We start from the raw sequence: 20,830 nt of genomic DNA on the forward strand, positions 1-20,830 counted from the left end.
AAAGCCAGCGTCTGCTGGCTTTTGGGTTTATGGCTTTTGGATGCTGCCGGAAGGGTCCGTTAGTCCTGACCGTTTTCCGGGCTGTCGTCCTGGTCGTTTTTATCCGAGTCGCTCTTATCTGAATCACTCTTATCCGAGTCGCTCTTATCCGAATCAGCCTGGCCATCATCATCCTTGCCGTAGCGCTTGGCGTCTTCATCGGCGTCTTCTGCTGCTTTCGCTTCTGCTGGCTGGGTGTCTGGTAATGTGGCAGCCACAGCACTGACGCTACCAATACGGCTACCCATGGTAATGGCAGTACCGGCTTGCAGTTCGTTGCTCCAGTCGATCATTTGATCGGGGAAGCACAGCACTACGGTAGAGCCGAGGCAGAAACGACCCATTTCGGCACCGCGGGCCAGATCCACAGGTTGCGGGTCGGCAAAGTCGAACACTTTCAGTTTGCGCTCTGGCGGGGTAATCCGGCCAGCCCAAACGGTTTCGATGGCGGCAACAATCATAGCGCCTACCAGCACCATGGCCATTGGGCCGTGTTCGGTTTCAAAAATGCACACCAGTCGCTCGTTACGGGCAAACAAGCCCGGTACACGCTCGGCGGTGGTTTGGTTAACCGAGAACAGCGAGCCCGGCACGTACACCATTTCTTTCAGGGTGCCTGCCATTGGCATATGAACGCGGTGGTAATCTTTTGGCGACAGGTACAGGGTGGCAAATTTGCCACCAACAAACGGCTCGGCACGGTCACGGTCGCCGCCCAGCAGTTCGGTCAGTGAGAACTCCTGGCCTTTGGCCTGGAAAATCTTGCCGCGCTGGATGTGGCCAATTTGTGATACCGCACCGTCACACGGACTCAGCAGACTGTCGGCACGCTCGTCCAGTGGACGGGCATCCGGCAGCAGTGCGCGGGTGAAGAAGTCGTTGAAGCTTTTGTAGTCCTGCGGGTGCTGGTGAACGGCTTCGTCCAGTTGCACACCGTACTGACGCATAAAGCGTTGGATCAGCTGGTTCTTGACCCAGCGGTTTTCGCAGGAAGCCAGTTTGCCCACCACGCGAGACAGCAGGTGGTGTGGCAGGATGTATTGGCTGGCGATAAAAAAGTCATCTTTCAACAAAAGAAAGGTTCTCCGAATAACGTGTTCTTTGGGACGGCCCTGTGAAGCTGGCCACCATGGCAATAAACATCAGCCGCGAGGGCTTGGGCCTTCAACCACTGGAACGTCTGGATCGTTGCCCCATTCCGCCCAGCTGCCTGCGTAGGCCTTGATGTTGAGGCCCAGAATCTTGCCCACCAGATAGGTATAGCCGGAACGGTGATGGCTCTGGCAGTGGGTGGCAATTTCCTTGTCGGCGGTGACGCCCATGTCGCTCAGCAGCTGACGGAACTCATCAAGGTTCTGGATACGCAGGTGGCGTTGCTTGTCCATGCCGCGAGTCCATTCGTAGTTCACCGCGCCTGGAATGTGGCCACCGCGAGCAGAGACAACTTTTTCGCCGGTGTATTCCTGTTCTGAGCGGGCGTCCCAGACGATGAAATCGTCATTGCCCAGTCGCTCGAGGATGTCTTGCTTGCTGAGTGAGAAACCGGTTTGCAGTTCGGTAACCTGATAGTCACTGGCGGTTGGCAGCTGCTGGCCGCTGTCGGTGGTCAAACCCGCTGCTAGCCAAGCGTGAATGCCGCCATTCAGGTAGCTGTAGTGGCGGTGGCCAATCATATCCAGTGCCCAGATCAGGCGACCAGCCCAGCCGCCACCTTCGTCGTCATAGGCAATCACATGGGTATCCGGGGTCAGCCCCAGCTCGCTGAATACCTCGGACAGCTGTTGCAGCGATGGCAATGCGCCCGGGGTTGGCTTAACGCCCAGTTGCAGGCGTTTGAAGTCCAGATGTACGGCTCCGGGCACATGGTGTTGCAGGTAGCCGTCGAGCTTGCTCTGGTCAATGATCAACACATTGGAAAGCGGCAATTGCGAGGCAAGGTCTTCCACTTCCAACAGCAGCGGCAGGCTTGGCGTCTGGGACATGAACAGAGAACTCCGGAAACGTGTAACAAACCAGCAGTGTATCCAAGCCGGACTGTTCTGTCAGTGGCTGGTGGCTTGCTGTTTCTTCAGGGAGGCCTGTTTCAGGGCCGCCAGTCCATGGGAGGCGCTGTGACACAGCTGTTTGAATTGCTGATATTGATGTTTGTCCGGCAACGGCTGGGAAATGTCAGTGATGCCGGCAATGACCACTCCAATAGGCTTGCTGCCGGCACTGACTGACATGGCCATAAAGAACGACGGCAACCGTTCAGCGACGTTCATGGGCAAGCCTCCGAGGACGTTATCACGATTAGCGGCATGCACGGCGATGGCGGCACTGCGCTGCATCAGCTTGGTGAACAGGTTGTTGGGTTGCAGGCGGGTCTGGATGCCGATTAACGGGTGATCGTCACCGAGGCCGCGTTGATACAGCATACGAATGGCCGACTTCTCGCGGTTAGGTAACAGCACGGCGGCGAACGGCAAGCCGATGTCGTCGTGGATGCCTTCCAGCAGACTGGTCATCAGGGTGTTCCAGTCTCCGAAACTGGCGGCGTCCTGTTCCAGTCGGCTTTGCAGGGCGTTAAAGGCTTGCTGGTGCCGTTCGGCTTCCTGTTCTGCGGCGTTCTCATCTATGTCGGCAGGCAGGCTTTCTGTTGGCAGGTCTTCAGTTGGCAGGTCTTGAGCCTCGGACCGCGCACTAAGACCCGCTGCACCGGCTGCCGTATTCGGTTCGGTGACTTTCTGTTCGTGGTTTATCTGTTCTAGGTTGTTCTGCTCTGGAGCTTCGCTGCCATCCTCTTCCAGCCATGGGTACAGCAAGTCGCTGAACACTGGAGCCACTGGCGATAACAAGGCATGAATACCGGTGGAATAGGCCGAATGCTGGTGGCGTGCAGTATTGAACTGGGTTTCTCGCACCCGTGGAATCAGCACGTCGGCGGATTTACTGAGCCAGTGGCTGATGATCTGAATCCAGCGCTGGCTGCGTTTACTGTACGGATTAATGTGCAGGTGCCAGGCCAGGCTGTTGGCCATCACCGGGGTGATTTCCGGGCGCTGACACAAGTGCAGCAACGGCCTGCCTTTTTCTTTTTCCAGATCCCATGGGTCGTAGCGGCGCAACATGGACCACTGTGCTGTCGTCGGCTGCTTGGTTGGATTCCAGGCATCGCGGGCCAGTGGCGGCAGCGCAAAGCGGCTAACCAGCGGGTGCCAGGGTTTCATATCGGTTCCCCAAACCTGTTGCAGTGCGGTCTGGATTTCGAGCCCACGGGAAACGTAATACAGCAGATTGCGGGCTTGCGGCTGTTGCAGCAGCCAGGGCCACAGGGGGGCAAATACCATCATGGCGCCCCAGCGGGCGTAGTGTTCGCTGTTGTTGCCTTTGTGGTGTGTCATCACGGCGGCAATGGTGCCGGCCATGCTGGAGGTAATCAGTGCGGCGCGGTACGCCTGTTCTGCCGGGTCTTCGCTGCTGGCAGACACTACCGGCAGTTGCTTCACCAGTCGCACCAGCTCCTGCATGCCCAGCAAGGACAAACAATTGGCCGCGCCGCTGATCTGCTGAATGGCTTCCGGGTTCAGTTGTACCGCCAGACGCTGAATTTGCAGACACAGCGCCGGGTCTTTCTCTACCTCGGGGGCCAGATCGTTGAAATTCACCTGTTTGTCACGCAGCAGGGTGTGCAGCCGCGACCGGGTTTCTTCCAGTATCGGCAGGCTGTTGGTTTTGAGAACGGCGTCCCAATCCTGCTTGCCAAACGGCAATGAAGTGAATGTTCGTAGGTCTGGTTTCATGTCCGTATTTGAGTAAACGTGAGTCGTGTCCTTAACTATAGACAGGAATTTCTCATCGAGAGCAGGGGGCGCCCGCCAGCATGTTGTTTTTGCTAGGAGTCATCATCGTATTTGGAAGCGTGCTGTATGGGTTTGTGATGTCCCATGGCCAGCTATTGGCCTTATGGCAGCCGTTCGAAATTCTCATCATTGTCGGTGCGGCAGTGGGGGCGTTTCTGATTTCCAACCCATGGGCTGTGGTTTCCCGCAGCATGGCGCAAATCCCGCAGGCCATCATGGGAGCGCGACATCACAAGGTGCGCGAAATGGAAGTGCTGGCGCTGATTTACGACATCCTCGGCAAATCGCGCCGGGAAGGCATGATGTCGATTGAGGACGACATCGATAACCCGCAGTCCAGCGCCTTGTTCGCCCGTTACCCCAGTGTTCAGAAGAACGCCGAACTGGCGAATTTTATTGCCGACTATTTTCGCATCATTGTGGTCGGCAACCTCAGCGCCTACGAGCTGGAAGGCCTGATGGATCATGAGATTGATACGCGCCTGCACGAGCTGGAACAACCCGCCGGTGCGCTCGGCAAGGTCGCCGATGCGCTGCCGGGCTTTGGTATCGTGGCCGCGGTGCTCGGCATTGTGATCACCATGGGCGCCATTGGTGGCGATATTACCGAAATTGGTGCTCATGTGGCGGCGGCCCTGGTCGGTACGTTTTCTGGCGTGCTGCTGTCTTACGGTTTGGTGGGACCGCTGGCTGCCAAAATGAAGCATCTGGCCGAAGATGAAATTCGTCTGTACGACGCTGCCAAAGCCGCCATCATTGCTTCCTTGCATGGCTTGCAGCCACAGCTGGCGGTGGAGTTTGGTCGTAAGGCGCTGTTTGCTCATAGCCGCCCCAGCTTCAGTGAGCTGGACGGCCGTTTGAGAGGCCGCTGATGGAGAATCTCGGTCCACAGCCGCCCATCGTTATTCGACGGGGCGGCCGTGTTCGTCACGAAGATCATGGCGGCGCCTGGAAAGTGGCGATGGCGGATTTCGCGCTGGCACTGATGGCGCTGTTTCTGGTGCTGTGGATCATCAATAACTCCACCGAAGACGAACGCAAGGCCATTTCCGGCTACTTTCAGGACCCCCGTGCATTTGAAGATGGCCGCCTGGCGCCATCGGCGACGCCTATTGATCTGGGCGGATCACCATCGATTCAGGCCAATGTCGGTCAGGACGGCGCATCGGACCCAATGGTCGATCTGCAAGCCAATCCGCGCAGCAGCGACGGTGAGGATCAGGATCAGTTGGAGCATCTGGAACAGATGCTGGAAGAACTGATCATTGCCAGCCCGACACTCAGCCCCTTCAAGAACCAAATCATGCTGGACATGACCACCGAAGGCTTGCGGCTGCAAATCGTCGACCGCCGCGAACGGCCCATGTTCGAAACCGGCAGCGCCCGGCTGACCTATTACACCGAGGATATTCTGTGGGAACTGGCCCCAACACTGGCGCAGTCGAGCTTGTCGATTTCGGTCACTGGTCACACCGATGCCATGCCGAATAACCCCAGCGGTCTGGCGGAAGACAATGGCAACTGGCTGTTGTCGGCAGCGCGGGCAGACGCCGCCCGTTTTGCGTTGGTTGAAGCCGGGGTGGAAAACCAGCAGATTGCCCGGGTCGTGGGTATGGGCGATACCGCGCCATACAATCCGGATGATCCGACCGCAGCGGTAAATCGCCGTATTGGCTTGCTGTTGTTGCGGCCGAAAGCGGAAAAACGTGAGCAGGAGCTGGACTACTTTGAACAGCAGCAGGATGAAGATCGCCGCGCCCAACAAACTGAAAACGCTGCCGGGCGAGCGGACTCAGACGTTGGCCGAGTGCAGCAAAACCGCGATCGGCCGGACAATCAGTACGATAATCCGCCGAATCTTTAGGGGACATCTATTTAATCCGGTGCTCACTCTGGGCTGCCGGATGGTTTCGAATCACGAAGCCGACTTGTAGGCCTGACGGGTCAAGTCAAAAGTCGGCGACACAGAGTCGAGATCATCCGGCAGCCCCCGCAGGGCGCGGGTTGCCGCCGCCCAGTGCTGTGTTGACGAACTTGAAAAGACTCGACCGGACAGGTTCGTCATTTCGCTGCATTCGTCGCCTTGCACTGAACAACGGCAACACTCGCGCAGAGCCGTGCAGGATTAAATAGATGTCCCCTTTACGAGTAGCGGCGCGATCAGAGCTCGGACAGGGTTTCCAGAATCCGTTTGTAGCTGACAAAACGTTCTGGCGTTACTTCGTCGTTATCAACCGCCTCTATCAACGCACAGCCCGGTTCGCTTTCGTGGCGGCAGTCGCGGAAGCGGCAGTGGCCCGCCAGATCACGCAATTCACGGAAGCCGTACAGCACTTCGTCTTCGCTCATGTGCCAGAGGCCAAATTCGCGGATTCCGGGGGAGTCGATCAAGTCGCCACCGGCCGGGAAGTGGTACAAGCGGGCGGTGGTGGTGGTGTGCTTGCCCTTGCGGGTGTTTTCAGACAAGGCACCGACTTTCAGTTCGACGTCTGGCAGCAAGGTGTCGATCAGGGACGATTTACCCACACCAGATTGGCCAACAAAGACACTGACCCGGTCGTTGAGAAAGTCCTTCAGATCGCCAAGGCTGTCCGGGTCTTTGGCGCTGACCTGTAAAATCTGATAGCCCAGATTGTGGTAGCGCTCCAGCAGAGGGTACAAGTGGAAACGGCTGAGGTCGTCCAGCAGGTCGACCTTGTTGAGCAGGATGATGGGCTCAATGTGGCAGTTTTCACAGGCGACCAGATAGCGGTCAATCAGGTTGGCGTGAGCGTGAGGCTCAGGCGCGACCACCAGCACAATAAAATCGATGTTGGCAGCAACGGGTTTGATTTCGTTGTAGGGATTCGGGCGCGACAGTTCGGACTCGCGGTCGAGGCGGGTTTCAACCACTCCCTGACGAATACCCTTGTCGTTTTCAGCGCCGGGGCGAAACACCACCATGTCGCCAGTCACCAGCGGCCCAAGGTTGGCGCGCATAAAACAACGGTAGGAATTGCGCTCGCGGTCTTCAATTTCAACCTGCGAACCAAAGTGCGCGATCACCTGGCCATGAATTTCATCACCCAGCTCACCGGCGCTGAGCTGATCGGAAATTTCGGCTTCCTTTTGCTCGGCCCGTTTGGCTTTTTCTTCCTGGATCTTGGCGATGCGCCAGGTTTGTTTTTTGGTGAGCTTGCGTTTGGCCATGCGACTCTCTGAATTCAACGAAGGCCGCTATTCTCCGGTTTGGTCAGCAAGGGCGCAAGTGGGGAGGAGGATATTACAGCGCCGCGGTAGAACCGTTCACGTCGGTCAACTGGCGTTGCAGACGACGACGTTGGGAGCCCAGCATCAGCAAGCCGCTTGCGCACAACAGCATCCAGACCGAGCCTGCGGCAATCATGCTGATGTTTACTTCAGGGTTGGATAGCAGTGGGTGGACATCGCGGCTGTAAGGACTGAAACGGCCAAAAAATCCAAACGCCACCAGCATCATGCCGGGAGCATCCAGTACGGCGATCAGCACACTTTTGCGGTGGATTTTGTCGAGTTCTTCATAGACTGCCTGATTGCTGCTGCACTGCTGGTCGGGCAAGGCGAGGGACTTCCGGGTCAAAACGAAACTCTTTCAACAGCTGACTGAGGGGTCAGAAATATAGTGATTGTCGGACAATATAATCGGAACTGGTTCACAAAATCAGGGGTGTTAAAAATCTCATTAGTATTTATGTGGATTTATAACCAAAGCCCGACACTCCCACCTTGGGCCGTTAGCCGCTAGAATTTCAGCAAACCTCAACGGGAAAGAAACATGAGTCAGCAAGACAATCTGGTGTGGATGGATCTGGAAATGACCGGTCTGGAGCCAGAGCGTGATGTGATTATTGAAATCGCCACCATCGTCACCGACAGCAATATGAACGTGATTGCCGAAGGACCGGTAATGGCCATCAAGCAGCCAGACATTTTGCTGGACGCCATGGACGAGTGGAACACCCGTACCCACGGCAACTCGGGTCTGACCCAGCGGGTGAAGGACAGTGAATTCAACTGCCGTGCCGCCGAGCTGGAAACCCTGGCGTTCCTCAAGCAACACGTGAAAGCAGGCACCTCGCCACTGTGTGGCAACAGCATCCATCAGGACCGTCGTTTTCTGGTGAAATACATGCCGGAGCTGGAAGCCTTCTTCCATTACCGCAACATCGACGTTAGCACTCTCAAAGAGCTGGCCAAGCGCTGGAACCCGGCGGTGGTGTCATCGTTCACCAAAACCGGTACGCATCAGGCGCTGGACGATATTCGTGAGTCGATCAACGAGCTCAAGCATTACCGCCAGCATTTCCTGATCAGTCAGTGATGGGGTTGATGCCAGTCTGGCCGAAACAGGCCGCCCCACACAGATAACCCATACCGAAAACCCATACCTAAAACCCAGGCAAACAAGCCAGCATCACGCTGGCCTGTTTGTTTTTGGTCAGAGGGCCCCGCTTGTTCAGGGCTAGGTCGGAAATCAGGACAGGGCTTCTGACGGTTTGTCTGCGGTGTGCATTTGCGCATGCTGCACGGCCAGATTGGACTGGCGAGCCCGTTCGACGGCATCGAGGAAATCCTTGCCCCAGTGGTCAATATCGTAATATTGCACCGCGTCATAGGCATCGCGCAGGCGGGCCTTGGCTTCGCCCTTGTCCATGGTTAGGCCCTGCCATGCCGAGTCCGCCAGCTCATGAGGAGAATGTGGGTTGGTCAGCACCGCGCCTTTCAGCTCGGCGGCGGCACCGGCAAATTCCGACAGCACCAGTACACCGTCGCCGTCAATCATGCCCTGGGTCGCCACGTATTCCTTAGCCACCAGATTAAGACCATCGCGCAGTGGCGTAATCCACATCACATCGGCGACGGCGTAGTAGGCCACCAACTGTTCAAACGGCACCTTGCGGAAGAAGAACTGCAGCGGCATCCAGCCGACCTGGGCAAAACGGCCATTGATACGACCAACCGCCTGCTCAATCTCGGTTTGCAGCTCAGCGTAAATCGTCATTTCCTTGGCCGCAGGCACGCACACGGTGATCAGCGTAACCTCGCCAATCAGCTCCGGATGTTCGTCCAGCAAACGCTCAAAGGCTTGCAGTTTTTCCAGAATACCCTTGGTGTAGTCGAGGCGCTCAACCGACAGCAGCACCTTGGTGCCTTCCAGTTCGGACTTGAGATTTTCAATTTGCTTCTGAATCGCCGGGTCGTCGAGGGAGTGGGTGATGCGGCCCAAATCCAGCCCTACCGGGTGAGCGCCCAGATGAATACGACGACCATTCACTTCAATCACCGAAGTCATTTCCTCAAGTCCCACCGCACAGCCGTAAGTCAGGAAACGCGGCGCACAGTTGGTGCGTTCGATCACTTTCAGTGGCGTCACACCACGGGCGACGTCGATAAAGTTCTCTGACTGACGCGGAATGTGGAAGCCGACAAAATCGCACTGCAGCAGGCTGCCGATGATCTCTTTTCTCCATGGCACCACATTGAACACGTCGGCGGATGGGAAATAGGTGTGGTGGAAGAAAGCAATGGTCAGGTCCGGACGCATTTCGCGCAGGTAGGCGGGTACCATCCAGAGGTTGTAATCGTGAATCCACACGGTGGCGTTTTCTGCCGCTTCCAAAGCGGTTTGTTCGGCGAATTTCTTGTTCACCTTCAGGAACACCTGCCAGTCTTCCTCAAGGAAGGTCGCGCGCTCCCAAAAGGTATGCAGGGTTGGCCAGAAAGCCTCCTTGGAGAATTTCTTGTAGAAGATATCCACTTCCTGCTTGGTCAGGTTGACCCGGGCAACCGCCAGATTCGGGTATTTGACCTTGTCGACCGAAGAACGGGTCTTGTAGCCCGGCGTTGATGGACTGACGCTCGACCAGGCCACCCAGGAACCGGTTTTACCGTCACCGAAGAAGCTCAGCAGAGTCGGGATAATGCCGTTCGGTGACGATGGCTGGCGCTCGACCACAGCACCGTTTTCCACCGACTCTTCAAATGGCAGGCGGTGATAGACCACCACCAGATCGGATTTACCGGGTTGAACGTCGTCACGGGTTTCATGGGCGACGCCTTGCTCGCCGAGGAATCCGTACTGATTAAAGGCTTCAATAATGCCGCCAGCACCAACTTCATTGGCGTGGTAAACCAGCGATTCGCGCTCGGTGTGCTCCAACAAACGGTCTTCAGAACCACCCACGCACACGGCCGGGTAATCCAGCGATAGCATGGCCAGGTCGTTGAGGCTGTCGCCCGCAATCAGCACTTCGTTCTGGGCCAGCCCCAAATGGTCAATCAGCGATTGCAGGGTGGTGCCCTTGTTCACGCCACGCGGCAATATGTCGAGGTATTGATGATAGGAATACAGCAGGTCGCAACCGAGCTTGCTGATGACTTCACGAACCTCATCGGTGACTTCTTCAGGTTGGCAATCGTACGAGCAGCGGCGCTCTTGCGGTACGTCCTGACGAATAAGGTTGGGGAAGGCATCCAGTGCGCTGGCAACGGCCACTTCACCGGGCCAGTTGTGTTCGATTTCGGCCTGAATATCGCCAATGGGTTGCAAGGTGTCGCCATCCACGATGGTCGCGCCTACGTCGCAGATGATGTAGTCGGGCTTGGGCAGCGATGGGTCGGACAGCAGCGGGATAACCATTTCCAGACCACGGCCGGTCACATAGGCCAGCTGGATGTGCGGATGGTGACTGATCAGTTGGTAAAGCTGGTAACGGGCCTCTTGAGAGCCTGCGAGCAAGGTTCCATCAAGGTCTGTTGCAAGTAACATTGGATTGTATCTCCTTCCGGAACTGGTTCCGTGTTGACCACGGGCGGTTCCGATTGACGGTTAGGGCCTCTCGTCATTGAGGGGCCTGCACTCGCAACCCTGGAGGCAAGGCTGCGGGCTGGTGGATGCCGCTGTCAGGGTCCATGTAGGACAAGCGGACGTTGTGAAAGTCAGAATCCCAATGGAGGAAGATGTTCCTCGTGCTGAGTGTTTTCTGATCGTTTATTTACCTTACCTGAGTTATTTTCAGAATTCGATAGCGATTGGCTATCAATGTCTGCTTTGTGGCTGTCGTCATTCGCTGCCCTGTGCTCGGAAGAGCCAGAGGTGTTTGAGTGCTCAGCGGAGCCAGAGGTGTTTGGGTTCGCGGCGGAGCCTGAAGAGCCTGAATCTGTTTCTGGTTCGTTGGTCATCTCCGTATCTTCTTCAGGAATCATTTCCAGCACCGCAGGTGTGGTACGCACCATGGGCACAAAGTGGCTGGTGGATTCTGGCTCCGGCTCGGCAATGGCGGCCGGGCGGGTGAGTTTGAAGCCAACATAGAGAGCAATCAGGCCGTGGGCCAAGGCAAAGTACAGCAACAAGGTGGTAGCGGAGGTCCATTCCATCAGAGTACCTGCCAGTGCCGGTCCAACGGCTGCCCCCATGCCATGCAACAGCAACAGGGCGCTGCCCGCGGGCAAAATGTCGCGGTGGTCAATGTGATCGACCAGATGGGCAACCGACACCGGATAAATGGCAAATGCCGCGCCGCCCCACAGGGCCATGCTTAACAGTACCAGCCAGTAGGGCGTTGGCAGCATCCATGACACCAGTGCAATGCCAAAGCCGACTGCGGCGGTAATACCCAGCACCCAGCGGCGGTCGTGCTTGTCGGAATAGCGGCCCAATGGGTACTGGAACAAGGCACCACCCACAATAGAGGCAGACATCAGCGTCGCCACCTGACCGCTTTCCAGCCCAATACGCTGGCCATACACTGGCATCAGGCCCCAGAAGGCCCCCATGGCAAGGCCCGATAAAACCCCGCCAGCAACAGCAATGGGCGCAATTTTCAGCAGCTTGCGCAGCGAAAACCGTTTGACCTCGGCCACCGACGGCTGCGCCAGCCGGGTCCAGGTAATGGGCACCAGGCTGATGCACACCAGCATGGCAGCCAGTGCAAAGAGGGTGAAATTCATCGGGCTGTCGAGTTGCAACAGCTGCTGGGTCAGCGCTAGCGAACCCAGGTTAACCGCCATGTACACGGCAAACACCTGACCGCGTTTTTCGGCGGGAGTGACGTCGTTCAGCCAGCTTTCAATGATGGTGTACAGAATCACCAGCACGGCTCCGGTGACCACACGCAGCAGCATCCAGCTGTAAGGGTTTACCAGCAATACGTGGGTTAAAACCACCGCTGCTGAAATCGCCGCGCAGAGTGCAAAGGCACGGATATGGCCAATGCGTCTGAGCATGGGAATGCCGGCATAAAAGCCGACGAAGAAACCCACAAAGTAGCCCGACATGATGTAGCCAATCAGGCTGTCACTGTAGCCTTCCATACCGCCCCGCAAGGCCAGCAGGGTGTTCAGCAGTCCGTTTCCGAACAGCAACAGCGAGACGCCCAACAGCAGCGACCCCACCGGTACAATCATGGGCAACATCTTCGGTTCTCCTCTATGCGGTGGTTTTGATAGAGCATGAAACACAGCATGAACCAGACGCTGGCTGGTTGTCGGCGATGTTTGAATGGAACGGTTCAATTGGCCGACATTGGCAACTTTGGAGTTTCTGAAAGCCGAGATGGCCCGAATGGTGTGCTATTGACGATGCGATTAGCGAAATCCTGTCCGGTGACAATTTGAGCAGTTGGCCAATCGGCTTTAATCGCTGGCGACCCTGTTTTGTCTGTTGCATGCTGAAGAATCTGACCGGATGGTCATGCTGTGTGTGGTCGGCGGTGGGGTTGTACTCCCTTATTTGCGGCAGATTATTCCAGCGACAAAATAAACAACCGGATTTAATTCTGGTTAGGCTCCATAGACTGCTTCGACCATCGCAAATGGCGCTGAAATTCCAGCCAGAATAGTCTGAAATGTGAGCCAACAGCGAAGTTGGGGCGAATTTCAGCCGAAAAAGTGGTGCATACGGTCAGGTTAACGGTTGTCATGCCTCTGTAATGCAAAGAAAATAGCGCCCGGCAACGCGGCCATATTGATACATCGGTAAACGGGCATTTTTTGCACGGTTGACCGGGCAGTACGAGTGTTCGGAATGTGTTTGTGCAGACGAACCAACGTTTGTCCGTTAACCATCCGCGAACGCCTTTATAAGAAACTACACCAAAGACGGTACCCAATGAGTAACACCCCACTGGCACTGGAATTGATCGATATCCATAAATCCTACGGCGAGCTGGAAGTGCTCAAAGGGGTCACTCTGAAAGCCAACAAGGGCGACGTGATCTCCATCCTGGGGTCCAGTGGTTCAGGTAAAAGTACCCTGTTGCGCTGCATCAACCTGCTGGAAAAACCCAGCAAGGGCGAAATTGTTATTGGTGGCGAGCAACTCAAGCTGAAAGCCGGTAAAGGCAACGAGCTGGAGGCCGAAAACCCACGTCAGCTTGAGCAACTGCGCTCCCGCCTTGGTTTTGTGTTCCAGCAGTTCAATCTGTGGCCACACATGACCATCCTCGAGAACATCATGGAAGCACCGGTTCAGGTGCTGAAAGTATCCAAAAAAGACGCCAAGGAACGCGCCCTCAAGCTGTTGGCCAAAGTTGGCCTGACCGGTAAGGAAAACGCGTATCCAGCCCATTTGTCCGGTGGTCAGCAGCAGCGTGTGGCGATTGCCCGCACGCTGGCAATGGAACCGGATGTGCTGCTGTTCGATGAGCCAACCTCTGCCCTCGACCCTGAGCTTGTGAACGAAGTGCTGGCGGTGATGAAAGAGCTGGCCGAAGAAGGCCGCACCATGCTGATTGTGACCCACGAAATGCGCTTTGCCCGTGACGTGTCGAGCCAGGTGGTGTTCCTGCATCAGGGCCAGATTGAGGAAATGGGTCCACCAGAGCAGGTGTTCGACAACCCGAGCTCCGAGCGCGTAAAAGAGTTTATGGCCAGCCACAAGGGCTGATCAGATAACAACAGATAACACCAACATCAAATCGTCAAACGTCACCCAGTGACGACAAAACCAACGACTGAAGAGACGAGGAACATCATGAAGAAACTGATTGCTACTGCCGTTATGCTGGCAGCTTGTGCCACTGCACCGTTTGCCATGGCCGGCGACAAAGTCCGTATCGCCACCGAAGGTGCCTACGCGCCGTTCAACATGATGGACAACCAGGGCAACCTGATTGGCTTCGACGTTGAAATTGCTGAAGCCCTGTGTGCCGAAATGAAAGCCGACTGTGAAATCGTTGCCCAGGACTGGGACGGCATCATTCCGGGTCTGCGCGCTCGCAAGTACGACGCCATCATCGCTTCCATGTCGATCACTGACGAGCGTCTGCGTGTTGTCGACTTCTCTGAAAAATACTACGCCAACGTACTGGCTTTCGTAGCGCCAAAAGGCACTGCCTTTGAAACCACCAAAGCAGCCCTGAAAGGCAAAACCATTGGTGCCCAGCGTGCCACCATTTCCGGTCAGTACCTGGAAGACAACTTCGGTGACATCGTTAACGTAAAACTGTACGACACCCAGGACAACGCTTACCTGGATCTGGCCAGCGGTCGTCTGGACGGCATCATGTCCGACAAATTCCCGGCCTACGACTGGTTGCGTACCGCTGACGGTGAAGGCTTCGAGTTCAAGGGCGAAGACTTCGACATCAACGACGAAATCGCCATTGCCGTTCGTAAGGGCGACAAACTGGCAGGCAAGTTCAGCGAAGCCATCAAGGCCATCCGTGCCAACGGCAAGTACGCTGAAATCAACGCCAAATACTTCCCGTTCGACATCTACTGATCGAACACCACCGGGGCAAATCGAACGATTTGCCCCGGTTCGTTTGACCATTCTGCAAGGTAATTCTCATGGATCTACACGGCTACGGCGACCTGCTGCTGAGCGGCCTGTGGGTGACCATCAAACTGGCGTTGGTTAGCCTGTTTTTTGGCCTCATCATCGGCTTGGCTGGTGCAACTGCCAAACTGTCCTCCTCTCGGGTAGCACGTGGCATTGCCACTGCCTACACCACCATCGTCCGCGGTATTCCGGAACTGCTGCTGGTACTGACCCTGTATTTCGGTGGCTCGCAGCTGCTGATGTACTTTGCCAGCATGTTCGGTTACGACGAATACATCGACGTAGGGCAGTTCTCTGCTGCCGTAGCAGCGTTGGCCATTGCCTTTGGTGCCTACAGCACCGAAGTCTTCCGCATGGCCATGCAAGATGTGCCCAAGGGCCAGTGGGAATCCGCTCAGGCCATGGGCATGACCCCGGTACAAACCTTCTTCCGCATTATTCTGCCGCAGGTATGGCGCTTGGCCATTCCAGGCTTGGGTAACCTGTTTCAGGTGCTGTTGAAAGACACCGCGCTGGTGTCTGTGGTGGGCCTTAACGAACTGATGCGTCAGGCGTCGGTGGGGGCAGCCACTACCAAATCGCCGTTCGATTTCTACCTTGCAGCCGCCATCCTGTACCTGCTACTGACGGTCGGCACCACGCTGGTTACCGGCTTGCTGGAACGTATGAGCAAACCTGAACTTCGTGGAGGTCGCGCATGAGCTGGGAGTGGAGTGTAATCTGGGAATACTTCCCGAAACTGCTGGACGGTGCCTGGCTGACACTGGAGCTGGTGGCGATTTCCGGCATTCTGGGTCTGGTGATTGCGGTACCGATGGCACTGATGCGTGCGTCCGATAACATGGCCATCAAGGCCCTGCCGTACGCCTATATTTTCTTCTTCCGTGGCACGCCGCTGTTGGTGCAAATCTTCCTGATTTACTACGGTGCCTCGCAATTTGACGCCGTGAAAGCGTCGGCGCTGTGGCCGATCCTGCGCGAGCCATACTGGTGCGCCATCATCGCCTTCTCACTGAACACCGCCGCCTACGGCGCGGAAATGATCCGTGGTGCCATTCAAGCGGTGCCAAAAGGCGAAATTGAAGCGGCCATGGCGTTGGGCATGAGCAAGTTCCAAACCATCAAGCGTATTATCTTGCGTCGTGCGGCAGGCATTGTGCTGCCGGGCTACAGCAACGAAGTGCTGCTGATGCTGAAAAGCTCGGCGCTGGCATCCACCATCACGCTGCTGGACCTGACCGGCATGGCCCGAACCATCATCGCCCGTACCTACACGCCGCTGGAGATGTTCTTCGCCGCCGGTATGGTCTACCTGGCAATGGCTGCGGTGCTGATTCTGTGCTTCCGCTTGCTGGAGCGCCGCTTGAACAAATATCAGTTCGCCAAGCGTCCAATCTGAATTGATCTGATTTGATGTATTGTGCCTTTGAAAACGGCGGCCTTGTTAAACGAGAGTGAAACAAGAGCCGCTGTTTTTGTTTGGGCGTGAACAGCGCTGTGGCTGCTGTATCGGGCTGCTATGGCCATGCATTGCAGGAGCGAATCTATTCGCGAACGAATTCTTCTGGATACGTCGGCGCCCGCTTATCACCACTGTCTTGCAATTCATCACGTTCCTGAAAACTCACTCAACAATGGATTGTTCCACCAACAGCGGGAAATCAATCCGGCCGGATCGGTCACAATATGAAGGACCCTCTGAATAATTCTGCACAGCTCTGCGCGAGTCATGCAGGTTGTCAGAACAAGGCGGCGAATGCAGTGGAATGACCAGTCCTTTCCAAATTCGCCAACACTGTTCTGGCGGTCTGCAGGCCGCGCCCTACGGGGATGACAGGGCATTGCTGATTCTGTGTCGCTGATTTTTGACTTGACCCGTCAGGCCTGCAAATCAGCTTCGTGACTCAGCGTCGCCCTGTCATCCAGAGCGGGCACCGAGTTATTCAGAGGGTCCTTAACGCTTTGTCAACGATATCCGGAGCCTCTATGCCTGCCCTGAAACCCGACTTTCCCGTGTATTCACGTGTCACCCGTTTTGTTAGCGGGCTAGGGCTTGGCTTGGGGCTTGGTCTAGGGGTAGGAATCAGCGCATTGTGTGTACTGCCGGCCAGCGCAGAAGAATCGGCGTCAGCGGCAGCAGGCGAGTCGATAGAGGATTCCCAGACAAGTTCACAGGCAAGCGCACAGCCATCGCCATGGAACTGGGGCATTGGGGTGGTATCGTCACGGGACGTGTACGCCGACTTCGACACCCGGGTGGTGCCTTTCCCGATGATCACCTACCACGGTGAACGCTTTCATTTGTTCGGCCCCTTTGCCCGTTACGACCTGACCCGAATCGGCAGCGCCAACCTCGCTTTGCAGGTGAATCCGGTGTTTGCCGGTTACGACGAGTCCGACAGTCCGATTCTGCAAGACATGGACAAGCGTGGTTATTCCATGGCCGGTGGTTTGTCGTTGGATCAAAGCCTCGGCAACTGGCACTGGAACATCAATGCCACCCACGATTTGCTGGGAGTCTACGACGGTTACGAAGCCGCCGTTGGTGCCGAATACAAAATCAAGCTGGGCAGCCTGTTGTTGGAGCCGGGTGCCAAAGCCATTTTCCAAAGCAGCGACTATGTTGATTACTACTACGGCGTGAAAGGCTCGGAAGCCCGTTCATGGCGGCCGGAATATCAGGCCGACAGTGTAGTGAACCAACAAATCAGCCTGGCGCTGGCACATCAGAAAATTGCCGGAGGCGGCCTGCGCCTGCAAATGACCCATACCCGCTACGGCAAAGCCATCACCGATAGCCCGCTCACCGACCGCAAAACCGCCTTGGGCGTGAATCTGGTGTACAGCCGGTTTTTCTGACGTTGTTTTGCACCAGGGTCTTGTCGGATGGCGCAGGCTTATCCGACCTACACGGGGTGAGGTTTTTGGCAGTGTCAGGATGTCGGATTGCGTAGATCGGCCCACGGTGGGGCAGATCAATACGCCCTCCAGCGTGTGCTGGAGGGCGTGCTGGGTCAGCTTAGCTGAAACGGATACAGCGCCTGGCCTTTCAGTCCCAATACCGTGATCAGGTCTTCCAGCGCGGTCATCACTTCGCGGTAGAACTGCACATCGGCCAAGTCAGCAACGCTGAGCTGGTCGCGGTAGTGGCGTTTTACCCAGTCTTGCAGTACATCGATTTTGGCTTCGTCCAGCAGGAATGCCGGGTTCACGGCCGCCAGTTGTTCGTCTGTCAGTACCACGCGCAATCGCAGGCAAGCAGGGCCGCCGCCGTTGCTCATGCTCTGGCGTACGTCGACAAATTCGACGTTACGAATCGGTTGGTTGTGGTCCTGTAACGCGCGTTCGATCCATTTGCGTACGGCGCTGTTTTCTTCACATTCCGACGGTGCAATCAGGCGCATCTTGCTCATGTCGCCATCGGCTGAGGCCAGCAGCTGGCTGTTGAACAGGTAGGACTTGATGGCGTCTTGCAGGCTGACGTCGTCTGCGTTAACGCAGAGGGTTTGCAGCGGCAGATAGGCTCGCAGGGTTTCGAACGCCTGTTCGGCAGCCTGGGCTTGGTAGGCGTGCTGGTGGTACATCAGCAGCGGGCCATTACCCACGGCAACAACGTCGTTATGGAAAGCGCCTGCGTTGATGGCCTGGGCGGCTTGTTGCAGGTAAACAGCAGTTTGGGTGCCATGCTGGCGGGCGACGGCTTCGCTGGCGGCGAGGGTTTGGCGGCCCGGGAAGGTCAGGCTGCTGAGATCGGTCTGGTCGTCGCGGCCATACACGAACAGGCCCACACCAGCGTCGCCATAGCTGGTGCACAAGCGGGTATGGTTGGCAGCTCCTTCGTCACCAAAACGACCGATCGAAGGGACGGCGCTGTGCACTGCAAAGTGATCGCTGTTGCCAAACACGGTGTTCAGAATGCGCTCGGTCTGTGGGTGTTCGATCGCACGGTGAGCGGTGGTCAGCAGGTTGGCCGGAGTGAAGTGAACACGGCCATCGCTGCTATCGGCAGACGGCGTCACCGTTGCTGCGTTGGCGGCCCACATGCTGGAGGCGGAGTACACCATCGACAGCAGTTCCGGCGCTTGTTGGGCGGTGCTGCTGATGATGTGTTCGTCTGGGCCGCGGAAACCGAGTTGGCTTAGTACGCTTAGGTCTGGCCGCTGCTGTGGTGGCAGGAAGCCCTGGGTGTAGCCCAGCTTGATCAGCGTGCGCATTTTCTCCAGCCCTTGCAGCGCGGCTTCGCGCGGGTTGGAGGTGCGCAGGGCATTGCGGCTGGAGGCTAGGTTGCCGGAGGCCAGGCCGCCGTAGTGGTGGGTTGGGCCGATGAGGCCGTCGAAGTTGACTTCGCGGGCGTTGGTAGTGGTCATGTGTTTATCCATTTTTATCAGGAGGGTTGGTTTGCCTCTTGGGGAGAACTTCTCTCTCCTTCGGTGCTGCGCGGTTAAGCCAAAGGCGCCAGCCCCTCTGCTTCGCGCTTCCGGTTCGCTGTTCAGCAATGGCTGCAAATTCACAACGGTAACGCCCACATTCGGCATCCCTGCCTCAAGTGGGCTAAGTGGCCATCCATGGCCACATTACCTGTTCATTTTGGCCATGGCTGGCGCACCTCGACGCGCATGTTTGGAGCCGCAATTACGGGGTTTAGGTCTTGTAGCCTCGGTATCCTCGAAGCTGCGTTGTTGTTTATTCGCTTTTTAGCCCCGGCAGCGGTGCTGGTTGGTATTCGTTGGTGCTGCCAGCCGCGCTGATGGCCTGTGGCCAAGCGCAGTAGTCGGCGGCGTACCAGGCGCTGGGGCGGTGGTTGCCGCTGGCACCAATACCGCCGAACGGTACTTTGCTGGAGGCTCCGGCCGTTGGCTGGTTGATGCTGATCACACCGGCTCGAATGCCTTGTTTGAAGTCGCGTTGGTGATCGCTGCTGTTGCTGACCAGTCCGGCGGCGAGGCCGAACCTGGTGCGGTTGGCGATTTCTAACGCTTGTTCAAAGTTCGCTACCCGAATCACTTGCAGCAGTGGTCCGAACCATTCGTCGTCGGGGATGTTGTTCTTTCCGTTCACCACGTCTGTTACATCCACCAGTCCCGGCGTCAGCACATAGCCTTGCTCACCATGAGGTCTGGATTGCAGCAGTGGTTTGCCGCCCAGTTCAACCAGCATTTGCTGGCCTTTCAGCAAATCGTCGCGGGCTTTGGCACTGATCACCGGGCCATAAAAGCTGCTTTCTGATTGGTTGAGGTCAAGCTGCTGGCAGCGTTGGCTCAGTTCATTCAGCAGGGCTGCGGTTGACTTGTTCTCTACCAGAATCAAGCGACGGGCACAGGTGCAACGCTGTCCGGCGCTGATAAAGGCGCTGCGGATTATCAGGTCGGCGGCTTTGCCGATGTCGTTGCTGTTGAGGCTGTCGTCGACGATGAGCGGATTATTACCGCCCATTTCCAGCGCCAGAATCACTTCCGGGCGACCACCAAATTGCTGGTGCAGTAATTTGCCGGTGGTGGAGGAGCCGGTGAACAGCAGGCCGTCGATGTCCTGGGCGCACAGTGCCTTGCCGACTTCGACTTCGCCCTGCACCAGATTCAGTACACCATCGGGAAGGCCTGCGCTTTGCCAAAGCTGCACGGTGCGTTCGGCCACCCATGGGGTCAGTTCGCTGGGTTTGAATACCATGGTATTGCCCGCCAGCAAGGCTGGAACAATGTGGCCGTTGGGCAGGTGACCCGGGAAGTTGTAAGGGCCGAACACGGCCATCACGCCGTGAGCATGGTGTTCCAGGCTGGCGCTGGAGCCGGTGCGTTGCAGGGCGGCGTCGATGGAGATTTCGACCTTGTTGATCATCGCCTGCACTTCGGTCAGGGCTTCCCACTGAGGCTTGCCGGTTTCCTGATGAATAACGGTGGCCAGTTCGGTTTTGTGTTCGGCCAGCAGTTCGGCGAATTTGCGCACCACGGCACGGCGCTGGTCGGCACTGCTGCGCGACCAACTTTTGAAGGCGGTACGGGCGGCACCAACGGCCAAAGCAACCTGTGCCTGGCTGGCTTGATGTTTTTGCCAAACCGGAGCTTCGGTTTGTGGGTTCAGGGAGGTCAGGCTGGGGCCTTCACCCTGTTGCCACTGGTTGTTGATCATGATGGCTTTCATGGCAGTGGTT

At 56.8% G+C, this 20,830-nt stretch carries 17 protein-coding genes; 8 read left to right on the forward strand and 9 right to left on the reverse strand.

Going from position 1 to position 20,830, the window contains the following annotated elements; genetic code table 11:
* Positions 1 to 59: 59 nt before the first annotated feature.
* The 3 genes from asd to G516_RS0119170 all read right to left on the reverse strand — a co-directional run bounded on the left by asd (position 60) and on the right by G516_RS0119170 (position 3,821).
* Entirely contained in the window at positions 60 to 1,112 is a 1,053-nt protein-coding gene (asd, locus tag G516_RS23370; protein ID WP_211225150.1) for an archaetidylserine decarboxylase, read from the reverse strand.
* Positions 1,113 to 1,181: 69 nt separating this feature from the next.
* Complete coding sequence (locus G516_RS0119165) at positions 1,182 to 2,021, reverse strand: sulfurtransferase (RefSeq protein ID WP_036537548.1); 840 nt, start codon at positions 2,019 to 2,021, stop codon at positions 1,182 to 1,184.
* Between the two features lie 60 nt (positions 2,022 to 2,081).
* The gene (locus G516_RS0119170) at positions 2,082 to 3,821 is read right to left on the reverse strand and encodes an HDOD domain-containing protein (RefSeq protein WP_084645247.1); all 1,740 of its coding nucleotides are present in this window, start codon (positions 3,819 to 3,821) and stop codon (positions 2,082 to 2,084) included.
* 80 nt (positions 3,822 to 3,901) lie between these two features.
* Between G516_RS0119170 and motA the strand changes: the two genes are divergently transcribed.
* Positions 3,902 to 4,753: a flagellar motor stator protein MotA gene (gene motA, locus G516_RS0119175; protein WP_028295018.1), complete on the forward strand. Its 852-nt coding sequence runs from the start codon at positions 3,902 to 3,904 to the stop codon at positions 4,751 to 4,753.
* Positions 4,753 to 5,745: an OmpA family protein gene (locus G516_RS23375; protein WP_036537551.1), complete on the forward strand. Its 993-nt coding sequence runs from the start codon at positions 4,753 to 4,755 to the stop codon at positions 5,743 to 5,745. Before motA ends, G516_RS23375 begins: the two co-directional genes overlap by 1 nt.
* Positions 5,746 to 6,041: 296 nt before the next feature.
* Here the strand turns inward: G516_RS23375 and rsgA are convergent, their stop codons facing one another.
* Together rsgA and G516_RS0119190 are read right to left on the reverse strand one after the other, a co-directional pair.
* Positions 6,042 to 7,070: a small ribosomal subunit biogenesis GTPase RsgA gene (gene rsgA / locus G516_RS0119185; RefSeq protein WP_028295019.1), complete on the reverse strand. Its 1,029-nt coding sequence runs from the start codon at positions 7,068 to 7,070 to the stop codon at positions 6,042 to 6,044.
* Positions 7,071 to 7,143: 73 nt separating this feature from the next.
* A complete protein-coding gene (locus G516_RS0119190; protein WP_156879113.1) occupies positions 7,144 to 7,479 on the reverse strand; it encodes a hypothetical protein in 336 nt (111 codons plus the stop codon).
* A gap of 195 nt (positions 7,480 to 7,674) precedes the next feature.
* Between G516_RS0119190 and orn the strand changes: the two genes are divergently transcribed.
* On the forward strand, positions 7,675 to 8,220 hold the full coding sequence (orn, locus tag G516_RS0119195) for an oligoribonuclease (RefSeq protein WP_028295021.1): 546 nt from the start codon (positions 7,675 to 7,677) through the stop codon (positions 8,218 to 8,220).
* Positions 8,221 to 8,373: 153 nt separating this feature from the next.
* On the opposite strand, the gene ggpS is transcribed toward orn, so the two are convergent.
* On the reverse strand, positions 8,374 to 10,668 hold the full coding sequence (ggpS, locus tag G516_RS23380; protein WP_051219628.1) for a glucosylglycerol-phosphate synthase: 2,295 nt from the start codon (positions 10,666 to 10,668) through the stop codon (positions 8,374 to 8,376).
* 170 nt (positions 10,669 to 10,838) lie between these two features.
* Positions 10,839 to 12,314, reverse strand: a complete 1,476-nt coding sequence (locus G516_RS23385) for an MFS transporter (protein ID WP_084645249.1) — start codon at positions 12,312 to 12,314, stop codon at positions 10,839 to 10,841.
* A gap of 694 nt (positions 12,315 to 13,008) precedes the next feature.
* Here G516_RS23385 and G516_RS0119210 point away from each other — a divergent pair.
* From G516_RS0119210 to G516_RS0119230, 5 genes are all read left to right on the forward strand, one after another.
* Positions 13,009 to 13,785, forward strand: a complete 777-nt coding sequence (locus tag G516_RS0119210) for an ABC transporter ATP-binding protein (protein WP_028295022.1) — start codon at positions 13,009 to 13,011, stop codon at positions 13,783 to 13,785.
* Between the two features lie 87 nt (positions 13,786 to 13,872).
* Positions 13,873 to 14,622, forward strand: coding sequence for an ABC transporter substrate-binding protein (locus tag G516_RS0119215; protein WP_028295023.1), 750 nt, complete (start codon positions 13,873 to 13,875; stop codon positions 14,620 to 14,622).
* 68 nt (positions 14,623 to 14,690) lie between these two features.
* Positions 14,691 to 15,383, forward strand: coding sequence for an ABC transporter permease (locus G516_RS0119220; RefSeq protein WP_028295024.1), 693 nt, complete (start codon positions 14,691 to 14,693; stop codon positions 15,381 to 15,383).
* On the forward strand, positions 15,380 to 16,081 hold the full coding sequence (locus tag G516_RS0119225; protein ID WP_028295025.1) for an ABC transporter permease: 702 nt from the start codon (positions 15,380 to 15,382) through the stop codon (positions 16,079 to 16,081). The genes G516_RS0119220 and G516_RS0119225 overlap by 4 nt, the downstream gene beginning before the upstream one ends.
* Before the next feature lie 587 nt (positions 16,082 to 16,668).
* The gene (locus tag G516_RS0119230; protein WP_084645251.1) at positions 16,669 to 17,541 is read left to right on the forward strand and encodes a MipA/OmpV family protein; all 873 of its coding nucleotides are present in this window, start codon (positions 16,669 to 16,671) and stop codon (positions 17,539 to 17,541) included.
* A 155-nt stretch (positions 17,542 to 17,696) separates the two neighbouring features.
* Here the strand turns inward: G516_RS0119230 and astB are convergent, their stop codons facing one another.
* Positions 17,697 to 19,049: an N-succinylarginine dihydrolase gene (gene astB, locus G516_RS0119235; protein ID WP_028295027.1), complete on the reverse strand. Its 1,353-nt coding sequence runs from the start codon at positions 19,047 to 19,049 to the stop codon at positions 17,697 to 17,699.
* A gap of 316 nt (positions 19,050 to 19,365) precedes the next feature.
* Positions 19,366 to 20,820: a succinylglutamate-semialdehyde dehydrogenase gene (astD, locus tag G516_RS0119240; RefSeq protein WP_028295028.1), complete on the reverse strand. Its 1,455-nt coding sequence runs from the start codon at positions 20,818 to 20,820 to the stop codon at positions 19,366 to 19,368.
* Positions 20,821 to 20,830 lie beyond the last annotated feature (10 nt).

It is taken from the genome of Oceanobacter kriegii DSM 6294 (assembly GCF_000422845.1).
GTDB classification, from domain to species: Bacteria; Pseudomonadota; Gammaproteobacteria; order Pseudomonadales; family Oceanobacteraceae; genus Oceanobacter; species Oceanobacter kriegii.

What these genes read in the sequence shown, in the direction of transcription:
- ggpS (WP_051219628.1), bottom strand. Translation starts at nt 10,668, where the DNA reads ATGTTACTTGCAACAGACCTTGATGGAACCTTGCTCGCAGGCTCTCAA.
- G516_RS0119170 (WP_084645247.1), bottom strand. Translation starts at nt 3,821, where the DNA reads ATGAAACCAGACCTACGAACATTCACTTCATTGCCGTTTGGCAAGCAG.
- G516_RS0119225 (WP_028295025.1), top strand. Translation starts at nt 15,380, where the DNA reads ATGAGCTGGGAGTGGAGTGTAATCTGGGAATACTTCCCGAAACTGCTG.
- astD (WP_028295028.1), bottom strand. Translation starts at nt 20,820, where the DNA reads ATGAAAGCCATCATGATCAACAACCAGTGGCAACAGGGTGAAGGCCCC.
- G516_RS0119165 (WP_036537548.1), bottom strand. Translation starts at nt 2,021, where the DNA reads ATGTCCCAGACGCCAAGCCTGCCGCTGCTGTTGGAAGTGGAAGACCTT.
- G516_RS0119215 (WP_028295023.1), top strand. Translation starts at nt 13,873, where the DNA reads ATGAAGAAACTGATTGCTACTGCCGTTATGCTGGCAGCTTGTGCCACT.
- G516_RS23385 (WP_084645249.1), bottom strand. Translation starts at nt 12,314, where the DNA reads ATGTTGCCCATGATTGTACCGGTGGGGTCGCTGCTGTTGGGCGTCTCG.
- G516_RS0119210 (WP_028295022.1), top strand. Translation starts at nt 13,009, where the DNA reads ATGAGTAACACCCCACTGGCACTGGAATTGATCGATATCCATAAATCC.
- motA (WP_028295018.1), top strand. Translation starts at nt 3,902, where the DNA reads ATGTTGTTTTTGCTAGGAGTCATCATCGTATTTGGAAGCGTGCTGTAT.
- orn (WP_028295021.1), top strand. Translation starts at nt 7,675, where the DNA reads ATGAGTCAGCAAGACAATCTGGTGTGGATGGATCTGGAAATGACCGGT.
- rsgA (WP_028295019.1), bottom strand. Translation starts at nt 7,070, where the DNA reads ATGGCCAAACGCAAGCTCACCAAAAAACAAACCTGGCGCATCGCCAAG.
- G516_RS23375 (WP_036537551.1), top strand. Translation starts at nt 4,753, where the DNA reads ATGGAGAATCTCGGTCCACAGCCGCCCATCGTTATTCGACGGGGCGGC.
- G516_RS0119230 (WP_084645251.1), top strand. Translation starts at nt 16,669, where the DNA reads ATGCCTGCCCTGAAACCCGACTTTCCCGTGTATTCACGTGTCACCCGT.
- G516_RS0119220 (WP_028295024.1), top strand. Translation starts at nt 14,691, where the DNA reads ATGGATCTACACGGCTACGGCGACCTGCTGCTGAGCGGCCTGTGGGTG.
- astB (WP_028295027.1), bottom strand. Translation starts at nt 19,049, where the DNA reads ATGACCACTACCAACGCCCGCGAAGTCAACTTCGACGGCCTCATCGGC.